General features: G+C 65.4%; 22 protein-coding genes. 12 read left to right on the top strand and 10 right to left on the bottom strand.

Going from position 1 to position 22,646, the window contains the following annotated elements; all coding sequences use genetic code 11:
• Window positions 1-70: 70 nt before the first annotated feature.
• From AC3WL8_RS06815 to AC3WL8_RS06785, 7 genes are read right to left on the bottom strand one after another with little or no spacing between them, the layout of a single operon-like run.
• Complete coding sequence (locus AC3WL8_RS06815) at window positions 71-1,228, bottom strand: FAD-dependent monooxygenase (protein ID WP_153953504.1); 1,158 nt, start codon at window positions 1,226-1,228, stop codon at window positions 71-73.
• Between the two features lie 10 nt (window positions 1,229-1,238).
• On the bottom strand, window positions 1,239-1,997 hold the full coding sequence (locus AC3WL8_RS06810) for a maleate cis-trans isomerase family protein (protein ID WP_153953503.1): 759 nt from the start codon (window positions 1,995-1,997) through the stop codon (window positions 1,239-1,241).
• Window positions 1,994-2,488: an acyl-CoA thioesterase gene (locus AC3WL8_RS06805; protein ID WP_153953502.1), complete on the bottom strand. Its 495-nt coding sequence runs from the start codon at window positions 2,486-2,488 to the stop codon at window positions 1,994-1,996. The genes AC3WL8_RS06810 and AC3WL8_RS06805 overlap by 4 nt, the downstream gene beginning before the upstream one ends.
• Window positions 2,485-4,197, bottom strand: a complete 1,713-nt coding sequence (locus tag AC3WL8_RS06800; protein WP_492378036.1) for an AMP-binding protein — start codon at window positions 4,195-4,197, stop codon at window positions 2,485-2,487. Before AC3WL8_RS06800 ends, AC3WL8_RS06805 begins: the two co-directional genes overlap by 4 nt.
• 15 nt (window positions 4,198-4,212) lie before the next feature.
• Window positions 4,213-4,485 carry a hypothetical protein gene (locus tag AC3WL8_RS06795; protein WP_194946780.1) on the bottom strand — a complete coding sequence of 91 codons (273 nt, stop codon included), beginning with the start codon at window positions 4,483-4,485 and terminating at the stop codon, window positions 4,213-4,215.
• Window positions 4,482-5,138, bottom strand: coding sequence for a VOC family protein (locus AC3WL8_RS06790; RefSeq protein ID WP_194946779.1), 657 nt, complete (start codon window positions 5,136-5,138; stop codon window positions 4,482-4,484). Before AC3WL8_RS06790 ends, AC3WL8_RS06795 begins: the two co-directional genes overlap by 4 nt.
• A 33-nt stretch (window positions 5,139-5,171) precedes the next feature.
• A complete protein-coding gene (locus AC3WL8_RS06785) occupies window positions 5,172-6,458 on the bottom strand; it encodes an alpha/beta fold hydrolase (protein WP_492378035.1) in 1,287 nt (428 codons plus the stop codon).
• A gap of 207 nt (window positions 6,459-6,665) precedes the next feature.
• Here AC3WL8_RS06785 and AC3WL8_RS06780 point away from each other — a divergent pair, with 207 nt between their 5' ends.
• Window positions 6,666-7,379: a TetR/AcrR family transcriptional regulator gene (locus tag AC3WL8_RS06780; RefSeq protein WP_153953499.1), complete on the top strand. Its 714-nt coding sequence runs from the start codon at window positions 6,666-6,668 to the stop codon at window positions 7,377-7,379.
• A gap of 191 nt (window positions 7,380-7,570) precedes the next feature.
• Here the strand turns inward: AC3WL8_RS06780 and AC3WL8_RS06775 are convergent, their stop codons facing one another.
• Both AC3WL8_RS06775 and AC3WL8_RS06770 read right to left on the bottom strand, forming a co-directional pair.
• Window positions 7,571-8,017: a group I truncated hemoglobin gene (locus AC3WL8_RS06775; RefSeq protein ID WP_153953498.1), complete on the bottom strand. Its 447-nt coding sequence runs from the start codon at window positions 8,015-8,017 to the stop codon at window positions 7,571-7,573.
• A 230-nt stretch (window positions 8,018-8,247) separates the two neighbouring features.
• Window positions 8,248-8,958: an SDR family oxidoreductase gene (locus tag AC3WL8_RS06770; protein WP_492378034.1), complete on the bottom strand. Its 711-nt coding sequence runs from the start codon at window positions 8,956-8,958 to the stop codon at window positions 8,248-8,250.
• A 156-nt stretch (window positions 8,959-9,114) separates the two neighbouring features.
• Between AC3WL8_RS06770 and AC3WL8_RS06765 the strand changes: the two genes are divergently transcribed.
• The 10 genes from AC3WL8_RS06765 (at window position 9,115) to AC3WL8_RS06720 (ending at window position 19,872) form a co-directional block, all read left to right on the top strand.
• Complete coding sequence (locus tag AC3WL8_RS06765; protein WP_153953574.1) at window positions 9,115-9,585, top strand: SUF system Fe-S cluster assembly regulator; 471 nt, start codon at window positions 9,115-9,117, stop codon at window positions 9,583-9,585.
• Between the two features lie 31 nt (window positions 9,586-9,616).
• Window positions 9,617-11,065 (top strand): Fe-S cluster assembly protein SufB, encoded by a 1,449-nt coding sequence (sufB, locus tag AC3WL8_RS06760; RefSeq protein ID WP_153953496.1) that lies wholly within the window; start codon window positions 9,617-9,619, stop codon window positions 11,063-11,065.
• Between the two features lie 53 nt (window positions 11,066-11,118).
• Entirely contained in the window at window positions 11,119-11,865 is a 747-nt protein-coding gene (gene sufC / locus AC3WL8_RS06755; RefSeq protein ID WP_013953169.1) for a Fe-S cluster assembly ATPase SufC, read from the top strand.
• Window positions 11,862-13,205, top strand: coding sequence for a Fe-S cluster assembly protein SufD (sufD, locus tag AC3WL8_RS06750; RefSeq protein ID WP_153953494.1), 1,344 nt, complete (start codon window positions 11,862-11,864; stop codon window positions 13,203-13,205). Before sufC ends, sufD begins: the two co-directional genes overlap by 4 nt.
• Window positions 13,202-14,470 (top strand): cysteine desulfurase, encoded by a 1,269-nt coding sequence (locus AC3WL8_RS06745; protein WP_153953493.1) that lies wholly within the window; start codon window positions 13,202-13,204, stop codon window positions 14,468-14,470. Before sufD ends, AC3WL8_RS06745 begins: the two co-directional genes overlap by 4 nt.
• Complete coding sequence (gene sufU, locus AC3WL8_RS06740; RefSeq protein WP_013953172.1) at window positions 14,470-14,916, top strand: Fe-S cluster assembly sulfur transfer protein SufU; 447 nt, start codon at window positions 14,470-14,472, stop codon at window positions 14,914-14,916. Before AC3WL8_RS06745 ends, sufU begins: the two co-directional genes overlap by 1 nt.
• A gap of 4 nt (window positions 14,917-14,920) precedes the next feature.
• Window positions 14,921-15,289, top strand: coding sequence for an SUF system Fe-S cluster assembly protein (locus AC3WL8_RS06735; protein WP_013953173.1), 369 nt, complete (start codon window positions 14,921-14,923; stop codon window positions 15,287-15,289).
• Between the two features lies 1 nt (window position 15,290).
• Window positions 15,291-15,611 carry a non-heme iron oxygenase ferredoxin subunit gene (locus AC3WL8_RS06730; RefSeq protein ID WP_013953174.1) on the top strand — a complete coding sequence of 107 codons (321 nt, stop codon included), beginning with the start codon at window positions 15,291-15,293 and terminating at the stop codon, window positions 15,609-15,611.
• Window positions 15,612-15,763: 152 nt separating this feature from the next.
• Window positions 15,764-19,231: an adenylate/guanylate cyclase domain-containing protein gene (locus AC3WL8_RS06725; protein ID WP_013953175.1), complete on the top strand. Its 3,468-nt coding sequence runs from the start codon at window positions 15,764-15,766 to the stop codon at window positions 19,229-19,231.
• Window positions 19,228-19,872 (top strand): HD domain-containing protein, encoded by a 645-nt coding sequence (locus tag AC3WL8_RS06720; RefSeq protein WP_492378033.1) that lies wholly within the window; start codon window positions 19,228-19,230, stop codon window positions 19,870-19,872. Before AC3WL8_RS06725 ends, AC3WL8_RS06720 begins: the two co-directional genes overlap by 4 nt.
• On the opposite strand, the gene AC3WL8_RS06715 is transcribed toward AC3WL8_RS06720, so the two are convergent.
• Window positions 19,853-20,884, bottom strand: a complete 1,032-nt coding sequence (locus AC3WL8_RS06715) for a patatin-like phospholipase family protein (protein ID WP_013953177.1) — start codon at window positions 20,882-20,884, stop codon at window positions 19,853-19,855. The genes AC3WL8_RS06720 and AC3WL8_RS06715 overlap by 20 nt on opposite strands.
• Before the next feature lie 261 nt (window positions 20,885-21,145).
• Here AC3WL8_RS06715 and AC3WL8_RS06710 point away from each other — a divergent pair, with 261 nt between their 5' ends.
• Window positions 21,146-22,615: a sensor domain-containing diguanylate cyclase gene (locus tag AC3WL8_RS06710; protein ID WP_492378032.1), complete on the top strand. Its 1,470-nt coding sequence runs from the start codon at window positions 21,146-21,148 to the stop codon at window positions 22,613-22,615.
• Window positions 22,616-22,646 lie beyond the last annotated feature (31 nt).

Raw genomic sequence — 22,646 nt, 5'->3', positions numbered from 1 at the left:
CGCACTACCGCTATGCTGCGGCTTGTGCGGGTACAGCGGGGTTTTGCGAGAATTTCGCGCAGGCGTGCGGCTATGCCGCGGTCGGTGCATCAACGGGATGGTTGTAACCAGCCGCTTCCACGCGGGCGATAAACTCCGGGTCGCGCTGGCGCAGGTCTTCATGCGTGACCCTGCCAGTGCGCTGCATGTAGTTGTAGGCGAACGCCACCGGATCGAGGTGCATCTTGCTATCGACCGACTCATACCAGTCGAGGCTGCGGCGGGCCGCGTCCTGGAATTTCGCCGATTCATCGCGCCGGCTGTCCTCGAACGCCCGGAACGCCGCCGGCACATCATCGCGATGCGAGCAGACGGCATCGCACAGCGCGATCGCATCCTGCATCGCCATGCGGGTGCCGGAGCCCAGCGAGAAATGCACACTGCGCAGCGCGTCGCCGAGCAAGACCACCTTGCCATGCGACCAGTGTTCATTGCGCACCACGCTCGCCTGGAACCAGTTGGAGCGATTTCCCAGCAACGCGTGACCGCCCAGGTCTTCCGCGAAGACCTGTTCGCAGAAGGCGCGACTCTCTTCTTCCGTGGCGGTGTCAAGTCCCGCGCGCTGCCAGGTCTCGGGGTCGACTTCCACCAGGAAGGTCGACAGTGTCTCGCTGTACTGGTAAGCGTGAGCCATGAACACCCCGTGGCCGGTCTCGCGGAAGATCAGCGAGACCGGGTGAAACAGTTGATGGGTGCCGTACCAGGCGAACTTGTTGCGGCGCACATCGAAGCTCGGCCGGAAATGCTCCGCCAGCCGGGTCCGGACCTCGCTGTTGATGCCGTCTGCGGCGAGGATGATGTCGGCGTCTGGCAGTTCCGCCGGGTCGCTCACGCGGCTGCCGTAGTGAATGTCGACGCCGGCGTCGGCGCACGCCTGCTGCAGCACGCGCAGGAGGTCGATGCGCGAGGTGCGCGAAAAGTGGTTGTTGTGCAGTGGCACCCGCACCCCTTTGTGGGTGACCTCCATAAAATCGCAACGCTGGTGATGCGCGGTGAATTTGTGGAAGAACGCCGGATCCGCGACCTCCAGGAACGACAGGGCGACGTCGGAAAACACCACGCCCCAGCCGTAGGTGGCGCCCGCCTCGTTGCGCTCGTGCACGACGATATGATCTTCAGGATGCCGCTGCTTGAGCAACAGCGAGAAATACAGGCCGGCCGGCCCGCCTCCGATAACGGCGACATTCATGGTAATCCTCTTACTTGCTGGCCGGCGCAAGGAACGCGCCGGCGTTGGGGACGACGGGTGCCAGGTCAAGGTGCTCCAGCATCTGGCGAACCGTGCAAACTGCCGTGGACGTGACCGGCAGGCCGATCGCGTCCTGCGCCGCCTGGATCGCCGGCAGCGACGGCATCTGCACGCAGGCCGACAGCACCGCGACGTCGGCATTGGCGGTGTTCAGGCGCCTGACGTCCTGCAGCAACTGCATGGGATCGCGACGCCCGACCTCCAGGTTGTCGGGGATCTCGAATGACAGCGCGTCCAGGACTTCGATGCCTTCATGTTCGATGTACTGCACCACTGCTTCAGTCAGTGGCTTCATGTACGGCGCCATCAGGGCAATCCGGCGCGCGCCCATCGACTTCAGGCCCGCCACCAGCGCACCTGCGGATGTCATTACAGGCGCGCCACAGTGGTTCTCGCGTGCGACGCGCAACAGGTCCTGCTCCACCTGACGGTGGTAGCCGGGGCCCATTGCCATGATCGCAACCAGGCAGGCCGTGCTCATCACGTCGACGCGCGCGTCGGCCAGCTCGGCGGCACAGCGCAGTCCCTCGCGGTTCATGGCCTCCAGTTCTTCGCGCACCACGCGATGCATGCGCATGCGGCTCGAATGGAAGGTGAAACGCTCCGGCAGGATCTGCTCCCGCGCGTGCAGCATCGCCGGGATCTCAGTCTCCATCGTCGTGTTGGAGCTGGGCACGATCTGCCCGATACGGTAGGTACGACGGTTCATGCTGTCTGGCCTTGGTGGGTTGGGTTGGCAAGCTGGTGCGTCTCGCAAGCGCGCCGATACTGCTCCAGTGCATTGCGCAGCGAGGCGGGCACATTGATGGCATCACGGGTCCCGCGGCGCACGCAGATCGGGGTGAGGCGGGCGACGAACGCGGTGTCGCGGCCTTCGCTCATTCGCGCCGTCAGCGCCAGGGTGTAGGTCCGCGTGCCGATGGCCTCGACCTGCACCTCGATATCGAACGATTCATCCGGCCAGAGCGAACGGCGGAAGTCGAACGCCAGTGCACGTGTTGGCGTGCCGAATCCAAGCTCGTCCTTGGTGTTTTGAGGGCGACCGTCGAACAGGCGCTCGTAGAACAGTTCCGCGGTGGAAATGACGTATTCCGAGAAGGACGGCGTGTAGACCACGCCGGCCGGATCGCATTCGCCCCACTTGACGCGCCGGCGTACGACGAACGGTGTGTCAGCCAGTACGGCTTCGGTACAGATCATGCTGGCACCCTCCCCGTTCCATCGGTTCCGGCTATGCCTGCCTCCACTTCCAGCCGGCGTGCCACCATGGCCCGCAGCGCAGCCTTGTCGACTTTCCCAACCCGTGTCACCGGAAACTCCCCGACCACTTCGATGCGCTCCGGGCATTTGAACTTCGCGAGTCCCTGGCCAACCAGGAACGCCGCAAGCTCCGCAACATCCGGCGCCGCGTGCCCGGCGCGCAGGATCAGGTAAATGCAACCCTTCTCGCCGTACAGCGGGTCCGGCATCGCCACCAGCTTGGCGTCCGCCACCGCCGGATGGCGACTGACATACGCTTCCACCTCCTCCGATCCGATCTTCTCGCCGCCGCGATTCACGTTGTCGCGCAGGCGGCCTTCAAAAGCGAAGCAGCGGTAGCCGTCGATCACATGCTCGGTCATGAGGTCGCCGGAGCGCACGAAGCCATCTTGCGTCAGCGTTTGCGCGGTAGCCTCGGGCGCCTTGTAGTAGCCGCGCAGGCTTGACGGGCCGCGGAAGCAGAGTTCGCCCGGCGTGCCCTGCGGCACCGGCTCGTCGGTGCCCGGCGCCAGCAGGCGGAGCTCGTCATCCGGGCAACCGGAGAAGCCCTGCGTGCCATGGCGGACCCCTGCGGGAAAGCGAGCGCCGGCACCCAGCAGCAGCCCTTCGGTGGTGCCGAACAGGTTGAAGCAAGGCACGCCGAGGTGCGCTTCCAGCGCGTCGGCGCGCGTCATCGTGCCGAACAGTTCGAGCGACGAAAGATCGTGCCGCGCGATATCCTGGTAGGCGATCATCTGCGGCGCAACTGGTCCGATCGACATGCCATGCGTGACGCGATGCAGCTCGATCAGTTCGAGCATGCGCGCGATGTCGACGCGCGGCATCAGTACCGATGTCATACCACCAGCCACAGTCGGTACCAGCACGTAGAGCTGGCCAGCGTTATGCATCAACGGCAGTGACCAGATCAGGCGGCTGTGTTCGGTCTGGCCAAGCTGGCGCATGCAGGCGAGCGCATGGCCGATGTACTCGGCATGGAAGCGGGGAATGATCTTTGGCACGCCGGTGGTGCCCCCGGACAACTGGAAACTCAGCACATCCTGGCTGCCGATCGACACCCGGGCCAGCACGGCCACTGCCTGCTCATAGGATATGCCGTCGATCAGCGCGTCCAGGCCGTGCTCGCCGTGCGCGCCGAGTCCCGGAACGGGCTCGCCCCGGGCCACGATCAGGTGCCGCAGCGACGGATGACGCTGCGCCATGCCGCGCGCAAAGCCGGCAAGGTCGAAGGCACTGAAGTCGGCCTGCACGAAATAGGCGCGCGGCTCCGACAGCGCGGACAACTGGCCGATCTCCACTTCACGGTATTGCGGCACGGCACACACCGGCACCACGCCTGCCTTGTAGCAGCCCATCAACGCAATGGCCGTATCGATCGCGGTCCCCATCTGGAAGATCGCGCGATCCCCGGGACTGAGACCAAGCTGATGCAGCGCGGCGCCCAGGCGCTCGCTGCGCTGGTCGATTTCGGTGAAGGTGATCGCGCGCTCGTCGCTGATAAATGCCAGGCGGTCCGGATCACGCCGCGCGGTCTTGCGCAGCGCCCCGCCGAGGGTGTCGTCTACCCACGCCCCGGTCTCGAAGTACCTTGCCGCGGCCGCTCGCGGGCAATACGCCACGCCTTCGATCGGAAACTGAATACCGGTCATGATTGCCTCCCGCTCTCAGGCCGACTCATAATCGCGCGGCACGATGCGCACGGTATCGCGGCCGAACGACTCGATCCTGCCGTCGAGGCCGCCGGTGAACAGGCCATACCAGACTGCGGGCTTCAGCCCCAGTTCGCGACGCCCGAACTCGATCGGCTCGCTCGCGGCAATCACGGTATAGTCGCCGAGGTCGCTGACACGGCAAGCCGGCAAGCGGCGCGCTGCTTCCGTCAGCGAGGCGAACTCGGGCACGTTCAGCACGAAGATGCGCAGGGAAGACCGGCTCATGCGTGACACTCCTGCTCCAGGTCCAGGCGGCAGCCCAGGATCTCTGCCTTGCGCAGCCAGATCTCGTCGATCGAGGTCACGTGTGCGTGATCGGCGCGGGCCTCGTCCTCCAGCTCGATCGCGGCGGCCAGCGTAGCATCGGCGTCGCGCGCGTCCAGCGCAGCAAGCGGGCGAAGCTTGCGCGTGATCTCGATGAAGTAGCCATTGGGGTCGCGGAAGTAGATCGACTCGATCACCTCGTGCGCGGTCTCGGTGGACACCACGACGCCACGCGCTTCCAGTCGTTCCTTCCATGCCAGCAGCGCTTCCTGCGACTCGACCAGCCACGCCGTGTGGGTGGCGTCGAAGACGTGGTCGTCCGGGAACGGGGGACGGGCGTCGCGGCCAGCAATGCCATCCGGCTCAACACTGCCAAGGTAGTAGAAGAAGGCGATGGTGCTGCCCTTGCCGCTGTCGAAGAAGAAGTGCAGGAAATCGGGATGCGTCGCGGGGCCCCAGCCGCGTGCCGAGATCGTGTGAATGAGCGGCAGGCCCAGGATGTCGCGATAGAACGTGACGGTTTCCTTCAGGCGCCAGGTCGGCCTGGCGGTATGGTCGACGCCGTGCAGGCACAGCGGCGCGCCAGCATCTGGTGAAGCGGTACTTGCAAACATCGTTGCGTCTCCGGATCGGATTGGTCGGGTTCGTTATTGGGGAAAGGTCTCGCGCAGCCAGCTCTGCAGCAGGCGGCCCGCCGCATAGCGGCCAGGCTCCTCGCCCTTGGCCAGCGCGCGGCCGTGGTGGTCGCCGCGCACGCGGTGGTGCTGCTTGTCAGTGCTGGCTATGCTGTGGAAGATGTCCGCGATGACGCCTGGAAAGCAGGCCTGGTCAGCTGTGTATTCGATCAGCAGGGTGGGCTGGTGAATGGCCGGTGCGGTCCGGGACAGCGCCGCATTCGACGACAGCCCCGACCACGTCGACAACCAGCTCTCTGGCGAGCAGACACGTGCGAAGCCGACTGAACCGTAGTTGGAAGCAAACGGGTCCGCGCCCCAGAGCGATCCGTACTTGCGCTCAGATGGATCGAGCGACAGGTCGAAGCAGCGCAGGTCGGCATCCGTGCGCCACACGGTGAAGAGCTGCGTGTGGGCGGCGCGGCGCCGGATGGCATCGCTGACGGTACCGGGGTTGCGCTTCACTTCCGCGCGAGCATCCATGCGCTCGGCAATCATCGTCCTGGCCAGGTTGTCGAGGCGCTGCACCCGCATGGCCTGCGCAGCGCGATACCGCGCCACAAAGTCAGCGTGGTACGCGGAGGACTGAGGGGCCGGCGCAAAGCCATTGGCAGCCGAGAACGCATCGAGCGCCGGAACAACGGAAAGCGGATCAGATTCATCGCTCACGGCCGGGTCGATGCAGCCCTGCAGCAGCACGCCCTGCCCCGGGTGCGGCGCGACAAACACGACGCCATCCACCGCCGGCAGCGTCGCTGACGCGAGATTGGTGGCGCGGCCGCCAGGCGTCCTGGGGATTCGTGCCGCGGGGGCTGCGTTGGATTGCTGGACATACAAGGCGTACAAGCCGCTGCCTCCGGAATTGCCGAGCAGCACGATGCGGCGAAAACCTGCTTCACGCAGGTAGCTCACGCTTGCGGCCACGTCGTAAAGCGCGAACTCGTGCTCCAGGCGCTGGTCGTTGCCGACCGAACGCGGCGACTGCGACCACGCCGCGCAGCCCGCTTCCACGATGTCCGGAATCAGGTAGTGGCAAGCCATGAATTCACGCGGATGCATGATGCAGACCACCGTATCCGGCTGGCCTGCGGCGTAGAGCGAGCCACCCGTGGCTGCACCATCCTCCGTACGCAGCACGACGTTGCGCGTCACCGTGCCGGGTGGCACGTCGCGCGGGTTCCAGTCGGTATTGAGAAACCCGGCAATCGGGCCGGCTGCCGCGGGCGATGCGTGGGGGGGCGTCTTGGAACTTGTCATCATCTCACTCCGTTTTTTACAGCATAGTCTATTTTTCGACGTTAGCGTAAATTTATTCGCAGCCGTGTCGAATCACGGGTAGAAGTGACTTTGTGACACTATTTCAAAGGATTCAGTGCGAGCCGCCGGCCATTGGGGTGGCGCGTCCGCGTCTTATTGTTTATCGTGGTGGCGTCTCGACGCCTGCGTCGAAAAACTGAATGGCAGTCCATGGCAAAGACACAGACCAAGAGCGACGCACTGCGGGACTCGATCCTGGAAGTTGCAACCCGCCTCTTCATCGAGCGTGGCTTCGATGGCACCGGACTCAACGACATTGCCGACGCAGTGGGACTGAGCCGCCCCGCGCTGTACTACTACGTCAAGAGCAAGGAAGCCATCCTCGAGGAACTGACCACCGCGGTCACGCGCACCGCTGCGCAACTGGCGACCGAGGCCATCCCTGAAGCGATGCGCACGCCTGCCGGCATTCTGCGCCACCTGGTGCTGCGCCATGCCACGCTGATCCTGTCGCACCCGTTGCAGTTCCGCGTGGTGGAGCGCAACGAACACAACCTGCCGCTAAAGCAGCGCAAGATGGCGGAACAGTCGCGCCGCGCGGTGCTCGAGCAGTTCCGGCAAGCGATCGAATTCGGCATCGATCATGGAACGTTCCGCGTGGTGGACGCGAAAGTCGCGGCGTTCTCGATCATAGGCATGTGCAACTGGACCGCGTGGTGGTTCAATCCCGCCGGACAGGTTTCCATGGATGATGTCGCAGGACAGATCGCGGATATGGCGCTACGTTCGGTGGAATTGCCCGCCAGCCGCGCATTGGAAAAGCCGGGTCCGGCAGCCATCCTGCAATTGCTGCGGGACGACCTGACGCTGCTGGAGCGCAGCCTGCAAGTGCCGGCCGCGGTCGAGCCCGATTCCGGGGCGTAGCAGTGGCCAGTCCGGAGCGCGCGGGCTGGGGGCGCCGGATCGTGACATACGTTAGCGAGTGGGCTACGTCTCTGACGAGGTTGTGGGTGTCAAGGTATTACCGCGCGGCACTACAGCCCTCCGGGGCGCATGGCCGAGCGCGTGGCCGCCCGGTCGTTAGTGGGCCGACGCGAGGCTGAGGGAAAGCAGGGCTATCGAGAGACGATGTCCTTCCTCATTGGCCCTAGCATGCCGAGCAACTCTTTCTGTTCCTGAGACGGCACCTTGAATTTGGTAAGCGACTTCACCAGGTCTTCCACCAGCGCATCAAACTCGCCATTGGTGATTCCCATGCCGGCATGGGCGGTCCTCATGTCACGCCCAGAGTAAGTGCATGGCCCTCCTGCGCCAGCACAAATCTGTTCAACCAGTCTCGTCTTCAAACGCGGAATATTGGCCGTGGCGAACTTTGCATTGATACGCGCGTCGGCAGCAACATTTCCAACAAAATCGTCGACGACCGCTGTAATTGCCTGGATGCCACCAAGCCGTTCGTATAACGAAGGCATGGTTGGCTTCGGCTTATCCGGCATGGCGCAACCACCGAGTCCAATCAATGCGGCCAGCAGAACACCGTACAGAGAAGGTGAAATGCGCATGGTCGTCTCCTCTTGCAGGATTCAGACTCCGGACAGACTTGAAAACAGTTGCTGGCGCAATCTGCAATGATGAACTGCCGACGCCTGCTTATATGGGCGATTCCGCTGGTTCAGCATAGCAGATTGCATGGTTTTCTCATGGCCCTTCCGAGTAGGGAAATCCGCCGCTATCCGGATGCTCGAAGCCGCGTCACAGCGTTTTCGACACGGCTGCCGCGAACCCTCCGGGGCTACCACGGAATCGGCTGGCGATCGCGGAAGAACCCGCCGGTGGGGCCATCGTCGGGCAGCGTTGCCAGCCAGATCACAGTGTCGATGCCCTGCTCCGGCGAGCGCGGCGCATCGGGGCCGCCCAGGTCGGTGCGACACCAGCCGGGGCACACCGAGTTGACCTTGACACCGCTATCGGCCATCTCGGCGGCCAGGATGCGCGTGACGGCATTCAGCGCCGTTTTCGAGATTCGGTAGGCCGGCACGCCGCTGCCCATCTCCGCCAGCTGTCCCATGCCCGAAGCCAGGTTGACCACCCGGCCGGCGCGGCTGGCGCGCAGCAGTGGCGCCAACGCCTGGGTGGTCCGCAGCACGCCGAACAGATTGATTTCCAGGGTGCGGCGCAGGGTCTCGAGCGGCAGTTCGAGCAGGCTGGTGCTGTAGTGATCGAGTGAAACACCAGCGTTGTTGATCAGCACGTCCACGCGACCGAAGCGTTCGGTCAGCCAGCTGGCCAGCGCGGCCGCCGAGCCTTCCTCCGTGACGTCAAGGGGACGGCATGCAATCGGATGCCCCGCAAGCCGGAGTTCTGTCTCAAGCGCCGCGAGGTCCGTCGGCTTGCGCGCCGTGGCGACGACCAGATGACCTTCAACTGTGGCCAGACGGCGCGTGGCTGCGCGGCCCAAGCCGCGGCTCGCGCCGGTGATGACGGTAATGGGTTGGTTGACCATGCCTGAGTCCTCGCCGCTCGCGCAGATAATCATCTATACACCGTCGCCCGCAACCTTGTGCCAGCGGATCCCCCGGATCCTGGCCTGACTTCGAACCCGGATGTCGGAACAAATGAGGACCGAATTAGTTCTAATTAGCAAATACTGGTGGCGACGATGCTCAGACTAAGCAAGCTGACTGACTATGGCACGGTGATCATGACGCACTTGGCGCGAAACCCGGGCCGAATCTACAGTGCCGCAGAGGTCGCCGCCGCGATCGGCGTGGCGGTACCGACGGCAAGCAAGATTCTGAAGATGCTGGCAAGACACCACTTGCTGGAGTCCATGCGCGGTGCCAATGGCGGCTATCAGCTGGCGCGACCGCCGGAACAGATCTCGATCGCACAGGTGATTGACGCCATGGAAGGCCCGGCCGGCATGACCGAGTGCAGTGTCGCTGCCGGCCTGTGTGCGCAGGAGGGCCTGTGCGCCATCCGTGCCAACTGGCAATCGATCAATCGAGTCATTTTTAGCGCACTGGATGGCGTGACGCTGGCAGATATGGCGCAACCGGTATTGCACCCGGTGGATATTGGCGCCTTGCGCGCCCGACGCACAAACGGGCCGCAAGCCGACATTCAGTGATTCAGGTGACAGTGGCAAGCGAAGGCAGATCATGGCAACCCCGGCACGCAAGCTCGACGAACTGATCAACCAGGGCTATAAGCATGGCTTCTACACGCCCGTGGAGACGGACACGGTACCGTGCGGGCTGGATGAGGACGTGATCCGCATGATCTCGGCCATCAAGGGCGAACCGGAATTCATGCGGGAGTGGCGTCTCAAGGCCTTCCGCCACTGGCTGACAATGTCCGAGCCGCACTGGGCGACGGTCAAGCACCCGCCCATCGACTACCAGGCGATCGCCTACTATTCAGCGCCGCACTCCCAGAAGGCGGGACCGAAGACGCTGGACGAGGTCGATCCGGAGTTGTTGCGCACCTACGAAAAGCTGGGCGTGCCGCTGCACGAGCGTGAACTGCTGGCAGGCGTGGCCGTGGACGCGGTATTCGACAGCGTCTCGGTGGCCACCACCTTCAAGCAGAAACTGGGCGAACTCGGCATCATCTTCTGCTCGTTTTCCGAGGCGGTGCGGGAGCATCCGGCGCTGGTGCAGCAGTATCTCGGCTCGGTCGTGCCCTATACCGACAACTTCTTCGCCTCGCTCAACTCCGCCGTGTTCAGCGACGGCTCGTTCTGCTATATCCCGCCCGGGGTACGCTGCCCGATGGAGCTGTCGACCTACTTCCGCATCAATGCCCGCAACACCGGCCAGTTCGAACGCACTCTGATCATCGCCGACCAGGGCGCCTACGTCAGCTATCTGGAGGGTTGCACCGCGCCGATGCGCGACGAGAACCAACTGCATGCCGCGGTGGTGGAGCTGATCGCGCTGGAAGACGCACAGATCAAGTACGCGACCGTGCAGAACTGGTATCCGGGCGACAAGGACGGCAAGGGGGGCATCTACAACTTCGTCACCAAGCGCGGTGACTGCCGCGGCGCGCGCTCGAAGATTTCGTGGACCCAGGTGGAGACCGGCTCCGCCATCACCTGGAAGTATCCGAGCGTGATCCTGCAGGGCGACGACTCGGTCGGCGAGTTCTATTCAGTCGCGCTGACCAACCACTACCAGCAGGCCGACACCGGGACCAAGATGACGCACCTCGGCAGGAACACCAGGAGCACCATCCTTTCCAAGGGCATCTCGGCCGGCCACGGCCAGAACGCTTACCGCGGGCTGGTGAAGATGGCCAGGAGCGCGGTTGGCGCACGCAACTACTCGCAGTGCGATTCGCTGCTGCTGGGGGACAAATGCGCCGCCCATACCTTCCCTTATATCGAGGTTAAGAACGCCACCGGCCAGGTCGAGCACGAGGCCTCCACCTCGCGCATCGGCGAGGACCAGTTGTTCTATTGCCAGAGCCGCGGGGTCAGCGCAGAGGATGCGGTTTCTATGATCGTGAACGGTTTTTGCAAGGAAGTATTCAAGGAGCTGCCGATGGAATTCGCGGTGGAAGCGCAGAAGCTGCTGGGCGTGAGCCTGGAAGGCAGCATCGGGTAAACGTGGCGCGCACGGCGCGCGCCGCAGGGCGCACTGGATGAAAGAAGCCGGCCATGCTTGAGATCCGCAAGCTGCATGTCAGCGTAGATGACAAGCCCATCCTGCACGGCATCGACCTCGCCGTGAAGGCCGGGGAGGTGCACGCCATCATGGGCCCGAACGGTTCGGGCAAGAGCACCCTGGCCCACGTACTGGCCGGGCGCGACCGCTTTACCGTGACAGAGGGCGAGGTCCTCTATGACGGCACCAGCCTGCTTGGCATGCCGCCGGAAGAGCGCGCCCGCGCTGGCATCTTCCTCGCCTTCCAGTATCCGGTGGAAATTCCCGGCGTCTCCAATATCTACCTGCTCAAGGCGGGGCTCAACGCGATCCGCAAGCACCGCGGCCAGCCAGCGCTGGACGCCATGGATTTTCTCGCCCTGGTCAAGGACAAGCTCCAGCTCATGGAGATGGACCAGGACCTGCTTTACCGATCGGTGAACGAGGGCTTCTCCGGCGGCGAGAAGAAGCGCAACGAGATCCTGCAGATGGCGGTGCTGGAGCCGCGCCTCGCCATTCTCGACGAGACCGACTCTGGCCTCGACATCGACGCGCTCAAGATCGTCGCCAGGGGCATCGAGGCCATGCGCAGCCCGCAACGCGCGATTGTGCTGGTCACGCACTACCAGCGCCTGCTCGATTACATCGTGCCGGATCAGGTTCACGTGCTTGCGCAAGGCCGCATCGCCAGGTCTGGCGGGCCCGAGCTGGCGCGCGAGCTGGAGCGGCACGGCTATGCCGGGATGGAGTCTTCAACATGAGCGCAAGCGGACTGGAGCACTATCTCGCCGAGTTCGCCCGCGTCGAGGCCGCACTGCCCGGCCGCCGCCTGGGCTGGCTTGCGCACGCGCGCCGGCAGGCGCTGGAGTATTTCGCCCAGGCCGGGTTCCCCACGCTGCGCCAGGAGGACTGGAAATACACCAGCGTGGCCGCACTCGAGCGAAGCCGCTTTGCCGTGGCACTGCCGCAGGGCGGCGACGGCCTGGACGGCGCGGTGGCAGCGCAGATCGAGGCGCTCGCCCTGGCCGGCGCGCACCTGATGGTGTTCGTCAATGGCGTGCACCAGCCGCAATGGTCGCGCATTGGTGCCCTGCCTGCGGGCACGGAGCTGGCCAGCCTGGCCGCGACGCTGGAGCGCGCGCCGGACTGCCTGGAAGCGCTGCTCGTGCGTCGCGCAAGCGAGTACCCGTCCGGTTTTGCGTCCGGTTTCGCCGCCTTGAACATGGCGCTCATGACTGATGGAGCCTATATCCGCGTGGCGGCGGGCACCGTCCCCGAACAGCCAATCCACTTGCTGTTCCTCGCCACGGCTGGCGAGCTGGCAACCCATGCGCGCAACCTCGTGGTGGCGCAAGCCGGCAGCCAGGTCTGCATCGTGGAGCATCACGCGGGCCTGGATGGCCTGGCCTATTGCACCAATACCATCACCGACATCGTTGCCGAGCGCGATGCGCAGGTCGAACATCACAAGCTGCAGCAGGAGAGCCTCAAGGCCTTCCATATCGCCGGCGTGAACCTGGACCAGCGGCATGGCAGCCGCGTCGCCTCCAGTTCCTTTGCCCTGGGCGCCGCCCTGGCGCGGGTCGACATTGTAGTCGGGCTGAATGCCGAGCATACCGATTGCTCGCTGGACGGGCTGTATATGACCGGCGGGCGGCAGCATATTGACCACCACACCCGCATCGACCACGCCAGCCCGCACAGCAAGAGTCGCGAGTTCTATAAAGGCGTGCTGGCGGGCGCCTCGCGCGCCGTCTTCAACGGCAAGGTGGTGGTGCATGCCGATGCGCAGCACAGCGACGCGCATCAGTCCAACCGCAACCTGCTGCTGTCCGACAACGCCGAGGTCGACACCAAGCCGCAACTGGAGATCTATGCCGACGACGTCAAATGCAGCCACGGCGCCACCGTAGGCCAGCTCGATCCCGAGCAGATCTACTACCTGCGCTCGCGTGGGATGGACGATGCCGAGGCGCGTGCCCTGCTGACCTTTGCCTTCGCCGAGGAGGTCGTCAGGCGGCTCGGCCCTGCCCCATTACGCACGCGGCTGGAAACGCTTTTGCGCGGCCGGCTGCCGGAGCCCGTGAAGGAGCTGCCATGAACACGGCTGCGCATGAACTGATGGCCGTGGAGCAAGCGTTGACGGTCGCCAGCCCGGAGGTAGAGCGGCTGCGGCAGGATTTCCCTATCCTGCGCCAGACCGTCAACGGCAAGCCGCTGGTCTATCTGGACAACGCCGCCACCACCCAGAAGCCGCAAAGCGTGATCGATTCCGAAGCGCATTACTATGGCGCGCTCAACGCCAATATCCACCGCGGCGTGCATACCCTGAGCCAGCGCGCCACGGATGCCTATGAGGCCGCGCGCGACGCAGTGCGAGACTTGATCAACGCCGCCGGGCGCGAGGAAATCGTGTTCGTGCGCGGCACCACCGAGGCGATCAACCTGGTGGCGGCAACTTTCGGCCAGCGCCTGCGCCCGGGCGACGAGATCCTGATCAGCGCGATGGAGCACCACTCCAATATCGTGCCGTGGCAACTGGCGTGCCAGCGCACCGGCGCCTTGCTGCAGGTGGCACCGATCAACGATGCCGGCGAGCTGATGCTGGAGCAGTTCGCGCAATTGCTCGGCTCCCGCACCAGGCTGGTCGCGCTGACGCACCTCTCCAACGCGCTTGGCACCGTCAACCCGGTGCGACACATCATCGAGCTGGCGCATTTCCATGGCATCCCGGTGCTGATCGATGGCGCCCAGGCCGTGCCGCACCTCAAGGTCGACGTGCAGGCCCTCGATTGCGATTTCTACGCGTTCTCCGGGCACAAGCTTTACGGCCCCACCGGCGTCGGCGTGCTCTACGGCAAGGCCGCGCTGCTCGATGCCATGCCGCCTTACCAGGGCGGCGGAGACATGATTCGCGAGGTCACGTTCCGCAAGACCACCTACAACGAGCTTCCCTACAAGTTCGAGGCCGGCACCCCCAATATCGCCGGCGTCATCGCCCTTGGCGCCGCCATCAGGTACGTGCGCGCGGTCGGCCTGGAAGCCATCGCCGCCCACGAGCACGCGCTGCTCGCCTACGCCGGCGCGCAGGCAGCGAGGATCGCCGGCCTGCGCATGATCGGCACGGCTGCCGACAGGGCGAGCATCCTCTCGTTCACCCTGGACGGCATCCATCCGCACGATGTCGGCACCATCCTCGATCAGCACGGCGTGGCGGTCCGTGCCGGCCACCATTGCGCCATGCCGGTGATGGAGCGCTTCGGCGTGCCTGCCACGGTGCGGGCTTCCTTCGCGTTGTACAACACGCGTGAAGAAGTGGATGCACTGTTTGCTGCCGTGCGCGCGGCACAGGAGGTATTCGCCTGATGTCTGACCTGCGCAACCTCTACCAGGAAGTGGTTGTCGACCACAGCCGCTCGCCGCGCAATTTCGGGCGGCTGGCGGCAGCGAACCGCAGCGCCGAGGGCTTCAACCCGCTGTGCGGCGACCGGTTGACGCTGTACCTGAGAATCCGCGACGGGGTGATCGAGGACGCCAGCTTCGAGGGCTCGGGCTGCGCCATCTCCACCGCCTCGGCCTCGCTGATGACAGAAGCGCTCAAAGGCAAGACCGAGGCGCAGGCGCGGGTTTTGTTCTCCGGCTTCCACGCGCTGGTGACCGGAGCGCCGGGGCAGGCCGAGGTGCCGATGGGAAAGCTGGAGGTCCTGGCCGGCGTGCGCGAGTTCCCGGCACGCGTGAAGTGCGCCACCCTGGCGTGGCATACCATGCAAGCCGCTTTGGAGAACAGCGCCAGGCCGGTCTCAACGGAGTAAAACCATGAGCATGATCGATTGGCTGCACAAGGCCAGGGAACACGAAGACAGGTTCGAGCCTGAGCCGGACAGCCTCGAGGGGCGGGTGATAGCGGCCTTGCGCACGGTGTACGACCCCGAGATCCCGGTCAATATCTACGACCTTGGCCTGATCTACCAGCTATCGGTGGACGAAGCCAGCGGCAAGGTGGGCATCCGCATGACGCTGACCGCACCGGGCTGCCCGGTGGCGCAGACATTCCCTGGCGTGGTGGAGGGCGCCGTGATGGAAGCCAGCGGGGTGGAAGAAGTCGAGGTGGAACTGGTGTGGGACCCGCCCTGGTCGAGAGAACGGATGAGCGAGGCGGCACGCCTGGAACTGGGGCTGCTCTGAAATGAGTGATTGGATCGATGTCGCCCAAGCCCAGGACTTCGCGCCCGGCACTTGCCGCAGCGTCGATGTCGATGGCGTCCAGGTCGCGGTATTCAATGTGGATGGCAATTACTACGCCATCGAGGACCTCTGCTCGCATGAGGCCGAGCCGCTCTGCGGCGGCGACGTGGAAGGCCAGGAAGTCGTCTGCCCGCGCCACGGCTCGCGCTTTTCCCTGCTGACGGGCGAGGCGCTGTCCCCGCCCGCCTACGAACCGGTGGCGACGTTCCCGGTCCGGGTGGCGGACGGCAAGGTGCAGGTCAGGGACGAGCGCGGGGAATAAGCGTACATCCCGAGTCGGTGCAAGATCAGTCACTTGGCCTGGAGCAGTCTGGACGCACTGTCATCAGGCAGCACCGCCTTGCCATCCCCGTCGATCCCACCTCTAATAGTGTTGAGTGCCGTCCAGGCGACCAACGACGGCCAGGAGGCGAAATGCGCTGCACCAGTTGCGGTTTCGCGAACCTTGCGGGAGCCAACTTCTGTGAGGCATGCGGGGCAAGGCTTGGCCGAGCCTGCCCACAGTGTGGCGAAGAGGCCACTGCAGCCGCGAAATTCTGCCGCGCTTGCGGCTTTGCGCTGTCCGACGCCCCTGCCAGCACTGCTTCCACGCCAGTGCCGCCTGCGGCCACGGCCCCGGTCCTCTACACGCCGCCCCACCTTGCCGGGCGCATCTTGGCCGAGCAGGCTGCAATGGAGGCCAGGGGCGAGACTGCCGGCGAGCGCAAGACCATCACCGCGCTGTTTGCCGACATGGCGGGCTCGACCGCGCTGACGCAGGACCTGGACCCCGAAGACGCGCGCCGGCTGATCGACCCCGTGGTGACGCTGATGATGGAAGCCGTCCACCACTATGAGGGCTATGTGGCCAAGTTCCTCGGCGACGGCATCCTGGCGCTGTTCGGCGCGCCGATTGCCCACGAGGACCATGCCTTGCGCGCGCTCTACGCGGCGCTGCGCATGCAGGATGCGATGCATCGCCACAGCGACCGGGTGCGGCTGGAGCAAGGCATTCCGCTGCAGATCCGGATCGGCGTCCATACCGGCGAAGTCGTGGTGCGCTCGATCCGCAAGGATGACCTGCATACCGACTACGATCCGGTCGGGCACACCATCCATATCGCTTCGCGCATGGAGGGGATTGCCACGCCGGCGTCGATCCTGGTCAGCGAATCGACTCACAGGCTCACCGAAGGCTATTTCGAGTTCACGGCGCTGGGGACCACCCATGTCAAGGGCGTGCGCGACCCGCTCGCGGTGTATGAGGTGGTTGGCCTGGGTGCCTTGCGCACGCGCCTGCAGGTGGCAGCGCACCGCGGACTGGCCAGGTTTGTCGGGCGACAGGATGAGCTGGCGCACTTGCACGCGGCGCTGGAGCAGGCCAAGGCGGGGCACGGGCGCATTGTTGCAGTGGTCGGCGAAGCGGGGGTCGGCAAGTCCCGGCTGTTCCATGAATTCAAGGTCAGGTCGCAGCAGGGCTGCCTGGCGCTGGAGACCTTTTCGGTCTCGCACGGCAAGGCTTTTGCCTACCTGCCGCTGATCGAGATGCTGAAGAGCTATTTCCAGATCACGGCGCAGGACGGCGACCGCAGCTGCCGCGAAAAGGTCACCGGCAGGCTGCTGACGCTGGACCGTTCGCTGGAAGAGCACCTGCCCTACCTGCTCTACCTGCTCGGCACCATTGAGCCTGACTCGCCGTTGCCGACCATGGACCCGACCATCCGGCGCCAGCGCACCTTCGACGCCATTGCGCGGCTGCTGGTCCGGGAAAGCCTCAACCAGCCACTGGAAGTCATTTTCGAAGACCTGCAATGGCTGGACGGTGAGACCGAGGCGTTCCTCAACATGCTGATCGACCATGTACCCGGCGCGCGGATCCTGCTGCTGGTGAACTACCGGCCGGAGTACAGCCATCACTGGAATGCGGACGGGCATTATTCGCAGCTGCAGCTGCAGCCGCTGGGGCAGGCGGAGGCGCAGGAACTGCTGACCGCGCTGCTCGGGGACGACCGCAGCCTGGTGCCGCTGAAGCGGCTGGTCCTCGACAAGACCGAAGGCAACCCCTTCTTCATGGAGGAAGTGGTCCAGACCCTGGCCGAGGAAGGCGCGCTGCTCGGCCAGCCCGGCTGCTACCGCATCGAGACCGCGCCGGCCCTGCTCCATATCCCCACCACCGTGCAAGGCGTGCTGGCCGCCCGTATCGATCGGCTGCCGCTGGCCCAGAAGGAGCTGTTGCAGACGCTGGCCGTGATCGGCAAGGAGTTCCCGCTGAGCCTGGTCCTGCGCGTGACCGGCTTGCCGGAAGACCACTTGCATCCGCTGCTGGCCGACCTGCAGGCTGCGGATTTCGTCTACGAACGTCCAGCGTTCCCCGAGGTCGAGTACGCCTTCAAGCACGCGCTGACCCAGGAGGTGGCCGGCAGCTCGCTGCTCACCGAGCGGCGCAGCGCGTTGCATGAAAGCTCCGCCCAGGCCATCGAGGCGCTCTTCCATGGCCGGCTCAAGGACTACTGCAGCGAACTGGCGCACCACTACAGCCTCAGCGGCAACATCCCGAAGGCGGTCGAGTACCTGCACTGCGCCGGCCAGCAGGCACTGCTGCGCTCCGCGCAGGCCGAAGCGATCCGGCACCTGAGCACCGCCATCGACCTGATCAAGCGGCAACCCGACAGTGCCGAGCGCGCGCGCCAGGAACTGACGCTGCTGCTTGCGCTCGGGCCCGCGCTGATTGCGGCCCGGGGCCAGGCATCACCCGAAGTGGAGGGCAATTACCGGCGGGCGCTGGCCTTGTGCGAGCAAGGCCAGCAGACGCCCTACCTGTTCTCGGCACAACTGGGGCTGTGGGCGTTCTATCAGCTGCGTGCGCAATACCAGGTCTCGCTGCCTTTGGGCAAGCGGCTGCTTGCGCTGGCCATGAAGTCGCAGAAGCCCAAGCAACTGGCGGAGGGCCATCGCGCGATTGGCGCCACGCTGTTCCGCCTCGGCATGCTGGACGCCGCGCGCAAGCATGTTGAGGCGGTGCTCGCGGTGCCGCATCCTGAACAACCAGCGTACGACTTCCTGACGGGCTACGGGCGCGACCCGGCCGTCCACGCTACCAGTACGCTGGGCTGGATCCTGTGGTACCAGGGGTTGGCGGACCAGGCACTGGCGCGCTGCCAGGAGGCGCTGGCCATGGCCCGGGCCCGGCCGGATGCATACAACCTTGCGCTGTGCCTGGTATTTGCCGCGGAACAGCATCGATGCCGGCACGAAGTCCGGCTGACACAGGAGTATGCCGAAGCCGCCATCGCCATATCGGGCGAACAGGGTTTTCCGATCTACCTGTCGTGGGGCACCGTCCTGCAGGGCTGGGCGATGGCGGAGCTGGGCAGTCACCAGGAAGGCGTTGCGCTGACGCGCCAGGGCGTAGCCGCCTATGAGGCCACCGGCGGCAGACTGGGCATGCCGAACCTCCTGGCCCTGGTTGCCGAGGCCTGCGGCAGGGCAGGCCAGACCACCGCCGCGCTGGACGTGCTCACGCAGGCACAGGCGCTGGTGGAAGAGACCGGAGAGCGGCTCGATGAGTCAACCGTGTACCGGCTGCGCGCCGAGATGCTGCTGCAGCTGTCGGCAGAGCACCCCGCGCCGCCAGCCGCGCAGGTGGAAGCCGAGGCCTGCTTGCACCGGGCCATCACGGTCGCCCACGAACAACGTGCAAAGCCGCTGGAACTGCAGGCCACCCTGAGCCTGGCCCGGCTGTGGCGTCAACAAGGCAAGGGCGACGCGGCGCGTGAAGCGCTGGCCCGGATCCATGGCAGCTTCAGCGAGGGCACCGATACCGCGGACTGGCGGGAGGCCCAGGCGCTGCTCGAAGCGCTGACCGCCGACCACGCCAATACCACGGAGCGCCCGCACGCATGACTCCGACGCCAGCCCTCCCCCTGCAAGACCGCTTTGTCGCCCTGTGGACACGTGCGGGCGGCACGCGCGCGGCCGACGCCTATACCGATCTCGCCTGTTACTACGGTGAACCGACGCGGCACTACCACACCCTCGACCATGTACGCCGCTGCCTGCACGACCTGGACTGGGCGCGCAGCGCGATACCGGATACCGACGAGGTGGAGCTGGCGCTCTGGTGCCACGACGTCATCTACGTGCCCGGCGCCACGGACAACGAGCAACGCAGCGCCGAATGGTTGCGCCATTGGGCAGGCGGCACCATCGCCGCCGCCGCGCGCGTGGCCGCCCTTATCCTGGAAACCACCCACGCCGAAGTGCCGGCAAGCCTGGCTGGCCGCTTCACCGCCGATATCGACCTGGCGGCGCTGGGCTGCAGCCGCGCGCGCTTCCAGGAAAATGGCGCCAACCTGCGGGCCGAACGCACCGACCTGGACGACGCCGCCTATGACGTCGCCGAGCGCGCCTTCCTGGGTGCGCTGCTGGCCAGCCCACGCATCTACACCACCGATCTGTTCCGGGCGCGCTACGAGGCGCAGGCACGCGCCAACCTGACGTGGCGGCTGGCACAGCCGGTCTGGCCTACAGGAACTCTCCGCTGATATCGATGCTGGAGCACCGGCCCACGCTGTCGTAGTGCTGCTCCAGCCACCGGCTCGCTTCTGCCCGGCCCTTGTCGCGCAGCGAGCACAGGAAGTCCCAGTCGGCGTTGTACTTGGTGGAGACCCCCAGCGCGGCCATGGTCTGGTCCGAGCGGATCGAGTGGATCCACATCTCCTTCATCTCCGTGCGGTCGACCTTGCCCTGCTGGATCAGCGACGTGACGAAGGCAATGGCGCGCATCTCGCGCATCAGCGACGAGTTGAAGCTGACCTCATTGACGCGGTTCAGGATATCCGCGGCCGTGGTCGGCACACCGTGGCGCACGATCGGGTTGATATGGACGATCACGACATCGTGGGTCTGGCAGTGATAGATCAGCGGAAAGATCGCCGGGTTGCCGACATAGCCGCCATCCCAGTAGTGCTGGCCGTCGATGCTGACCGCCTGGAACAGCGTAGGCACGCAGGCCGAGGCCAGCACGGCGTCGATGCTGAGTTCCTCGGGCGGGAAGATGCGTATCCGGCTGGTCTCAATATTGGTCGCACACAGGTACAGCTGGATCGGGCAATGCTCGCGCAGTGCCGCAAAGTCGACCTGGCTGCCAAGCACTTCGCGCAGCGGATTCAGGTTATTGGGATTGAACTGGTATGGCGACAGCAGGCGCAGCGCGATGTCGGCCATCGCATACATCGGGGAATGGTTCAGGCCCAGCGTATGGCTGCTCTTGAACCAGGGCAGCCACCGGAACGGGTTGTAGCGCTGCGCCGAGTGCGCGATCGCCTCCCAGAAATCATGCAAGGCCAGGCGTGCGCCGTCACTGCCGCCCTGCAGCAGCCCGTAGGCCAGCACCGTGGCGTTCATGGCCCCGGCGCTGGTGGCGCTGACGCCTTCGATCGCCAGCCTGCCGTCCTCCAGCAGCCGGTCGAGCACGCCCCAGGTAAAGGCGCCATGCATGCCGCCGCCCTGCAGGGCGAGCGCCACAGGCTTGGGTTGTGCAGGCTCTGGCTGCATGCGTTCTTCCCTTCAGCGGCGGCAATCCGCCATGATCAAGTGTAGGGAAGAACTGTGCGTGCAGCGTAGTGCCGGACGCGCGCAGTGGCACACACCACGCATGCCCTGGCCAGGGGACGAAACGCTGGCGCACAAGGCAACTGAGCCAGGCAGCGGCCAGGTACTACAATGGCCGCATAAAAAGCAGAACAGCTCTCCTTCGTGCGTCAAATACCTCACTTTCCAGCCCGAAAAGCCATTTCCCGCCCGGCCTCACTAATCGTGGCCGCCAGCCTTGTCCTGGTCTGCATGATCGCGGCCCTTGGCGCGCTCGCGCTGGTGCAGATGCGCAGGGATGCACTGGACAATGCCGGCGAGGCCGCGGCCAACCTGGCGCTGACGCTGGAACGCAGCATCACGCGCAACCTGCAGATCCACGAACTGGCGATCGGGGGCGTGGTGGAAGCCATGCACGATCCCGCACTGCTGGCGCAACCGCCGGCGCTGCGCCAGCGGCTGCTGTTCGACCGTTCGATCAATGCCGAAGACATGGGCTCGCTGCTGGTCACCGACGCCAACGGCATGCTGGTATTCGACTCGCACCAGTGGCCGCCGCGCCCGGTCAACGTCTCTGACCGCGACTACTTCCAGGCGCACCGCAGCGGCGATCACAGCGGCCTGTTCCTGAGCCGGCCGTTCCAGCCGCGCCTGACGCCGGAGAACAAGTCCATCGGCATCAGCCGGCGGCTCTCCGGGCCGGACGGCAGCTTTGCCGGCATCGTGGTCGGCACCTTGCGCCTGAACTACTTCCGCAAGCTGTTCGATGGCGTAAGCCTTGGCGCGGGCGGCACCCTGACGCTGCTGCGTACGGACGGCACCATCATCATGCGGCGGCCCTATGAAGCCGAATCGATCGGGCGCGACATCTCCGGCAGCCCGTCATTTGCACCACTGCTGCAAGGCACGCAAGGCACGTTTATCGGCGTCGCGGCAGTCGACGGAATTCAGCGGCTTTACAGCTTCAGGCGCATTCCGGGGTTTCCGCTGCTGGTCGTGGTGGGACGCGCCACCCACGACGTGCTGGCACCGTGGTACAAGCGCGCCTGGGTGTTCGGCGCGCTGATCATCGCGCTGGACGCGATCATCATCGCGCTCTCGGTATTGCTGTCGCGCCAATGGCGGCGCCGCGCCGAGCACCTTCGCTGGATGGTCAACACCGATGGCCTGACCGGCCTGGGCAGCCGCCGCGCGCTGGACGATGCCGCCGACGTGGAATGGCGGCGCGCGCGGCGGCACGGCGAGCCTTTGTCGCTGCTGATGCTCGACGTCGACCATTTCAAGGAGTTCAATGACCGCTACGGACACCAGGCCGGTGACGATGCGCTGGCCGCGGTGGGCGCCTGCATCCAGCGCCATGTGCGGCGGCCGGGCGACTATGCGGGGCGCTATGGCGGCGAAGAGTTTGCCATCCTGTTGCCCCACACCAACGCAGCCGGCGCGGCCGCCATGGCCGAGACCATCCGCGCCGCCGTCCAGGCCTTGCGGATTCCGAATGCGGCCGGCGCCGACGGGCACTTGACGGTCAGCATCGGTGCGGTGACCGATGCCAACAGCGCTGGCAACGAAAAGGATTTCGCGGAGCTGCGCGCCTTTCTCCGTGCCGGCGACGAAGCGCTCTACCTGGCCAAGCGCTCCGGGCGCAATTGCGTCGCAACCTTCGGCGCGACGACGGCGGTGGCAATAGCGCCCTGAACGCGTGCCGCTGCGTGCTCGCTACACAAAG

This window comes from Cupriavidus sp. FW305-F7 (assembly GCF_058782875.1).
The sequence above is the reverse complement of the archived record's forward strand: the minus strand, read 5'-3'. Positions and strand labels throughout refer to the sequence as shown.

Excerpts from the sequence above, each read along its gene's own strand:
- sufB (WP_153953496.1), top strand. The coding sequence starts at position 9,617 with ATGGCAACCCCGGCACGCAAGCTCGACGAACTGATCAACCAGGGCTAT.
- sufC (WP_013953169.1), top strand. The coding sequence starts at position 11,119 with ATGCTTGAGATCCGCAAGCTGCATGTCAGCGTAGATGACAAGCCCATC.
- sufU (WP_013953172.1), top strand. The coding sequence starts at position 14,470 with ATGTCTGACCTGCGCAACCTCTACCAGGAAGTGGTTGTCGACCACAGC.
- AC3WL8_RS06765 (WP_153953574.1), top strand. The coding sequence starts at position 9,115 with ATGCTCAGACTAAGCAAGCTGACTGACTATGGCACGGTGATCATGACG.
- AC3WL8_RS06815 (WP_153953504.1), bottom strand. The coding sequence starts at position 1,228 with ATGAATGTCGCCGTTATCGGAGGCGGGCCGGCCGGCCTGTATTTCTCG.
- sufD (WP_153953494.1), top strand. The coding sequence starts at position 11,862 with ATGAGCGCAAGCGGACTGGAGCACTATCTCGCCGAGTTCGCCCGCGTC.
- AC3WL8_RS06810 (WP_153953503.1), bottom strand. The coding sequence starts at position 1,997 with ATGAACCGTCGTACCTACCGTATCGGGCAGATCGTGCCCAGCTCCAAC.
- AC3WL8_RS06805 (WP_153953502.1), bottom strand. The coding sequence starts at position 2,488 with ATGATCTGTACCGAAGCCGTACTGGCTGACACACCGTTCGTCGTACGC.
- AC3WL8_RS06745 (WP_153953493.1), top strand. The coding sequence starts at position 13,202 with ATGAACACGGCTGCGCATGAACTGATGGCCGTGGAGCAAGCGTTGACG.
- AC3WL8_RS06780 (WP_153953499.1), top strand. The coding sequence starts at position 6,666 with ATGGCAAAGACACAGACCAAGAGCGACGCACTGCGGGACTCGATCCTG.
- AC3WL8_RS06715 (WP_013953177.1), bottom strand. The coding sequence starts at position 20,884 with ATGCAGCCAGAGCCTGCACAACCCAAGCCTGTGGCGCTCGCCCTGCAG.
- AC3WL8_RS06800 (WP_492378036.1), bottom strand. The coding sequence starts at position 4,197 with ATGACCGGTATTCAGTTTCCGATCGAAGGCGTGGCGTATTGCCCGCGA.
- AC3WL8_RS06735 (WP_013953173.1), top strand. The coding sequence starts at position 14,921 with ATGAGCATGATCGATTGGCTGCACAAGGCCAGGGAACACGAAGACAGG.
- AC3WL8_RS06730 (WP_013953174.1), top strand. The coding sequence starts at position 15,291 with ATGAGTGATTGGATCGATGTCGCCCAAGCCCAGGACTTCGCGCCCGGC.
- AC3WL8_RS06775 (WP_153953498.1), bottom strand. The coding sequence starts at position 8,017 with ATGCGCATTTCACCTTCTCTGTACGGTGTTCTGCTGGCCGCATTGATT.
- AC3WL8_RS06725 (WP_013953175.1), top strand. The coding sequence starts at position 15,764 with ATGCGCTGCACCAGTTGCGGTTTCGCGAACCTTGCGGGAGCCAACTTC.
- AC3WL8_RS06720 (WP_492378033.1), top strand. The coding sequence starts at position 19,228 with ATGACTCCGACGCCAGCCCTCCCCCTGCAAGACCGCTTTGTCGCCCTG.
- AC3WL8_RS06790 (WP_194946779.1), bottom strand. The coding sequence starts at position 5,138 with ATGTTTGCAAGTACCGCTTCACCAGATGCTGGCGCGCCGCTGTGCCTG.
- AC3WL8_RS06785 (WP_492378035.1), bottom strand. The coding sequence starts at position 6,458 with ATGATGACAAGTTCCAAGACGCCCCCCCACGCATCGCCCGCGGCAGCC.
- AC3WL8_RS06795 (WP_194946780.1), bottom strand. The coding sequence starts at position 4,485 with ATGAGCCGGTCTTCCCTGCGCATCTTCGTGCTGAACGTGCCCGAGTTC.
- AC3WL8_RS06770 (WP_492378034.1), bottom strand. The coding sequence starts at position 8,958 with ATGGTCAACCAACCCATTACCGTCATCACCGGCGCGAGCCGCGGCTTG.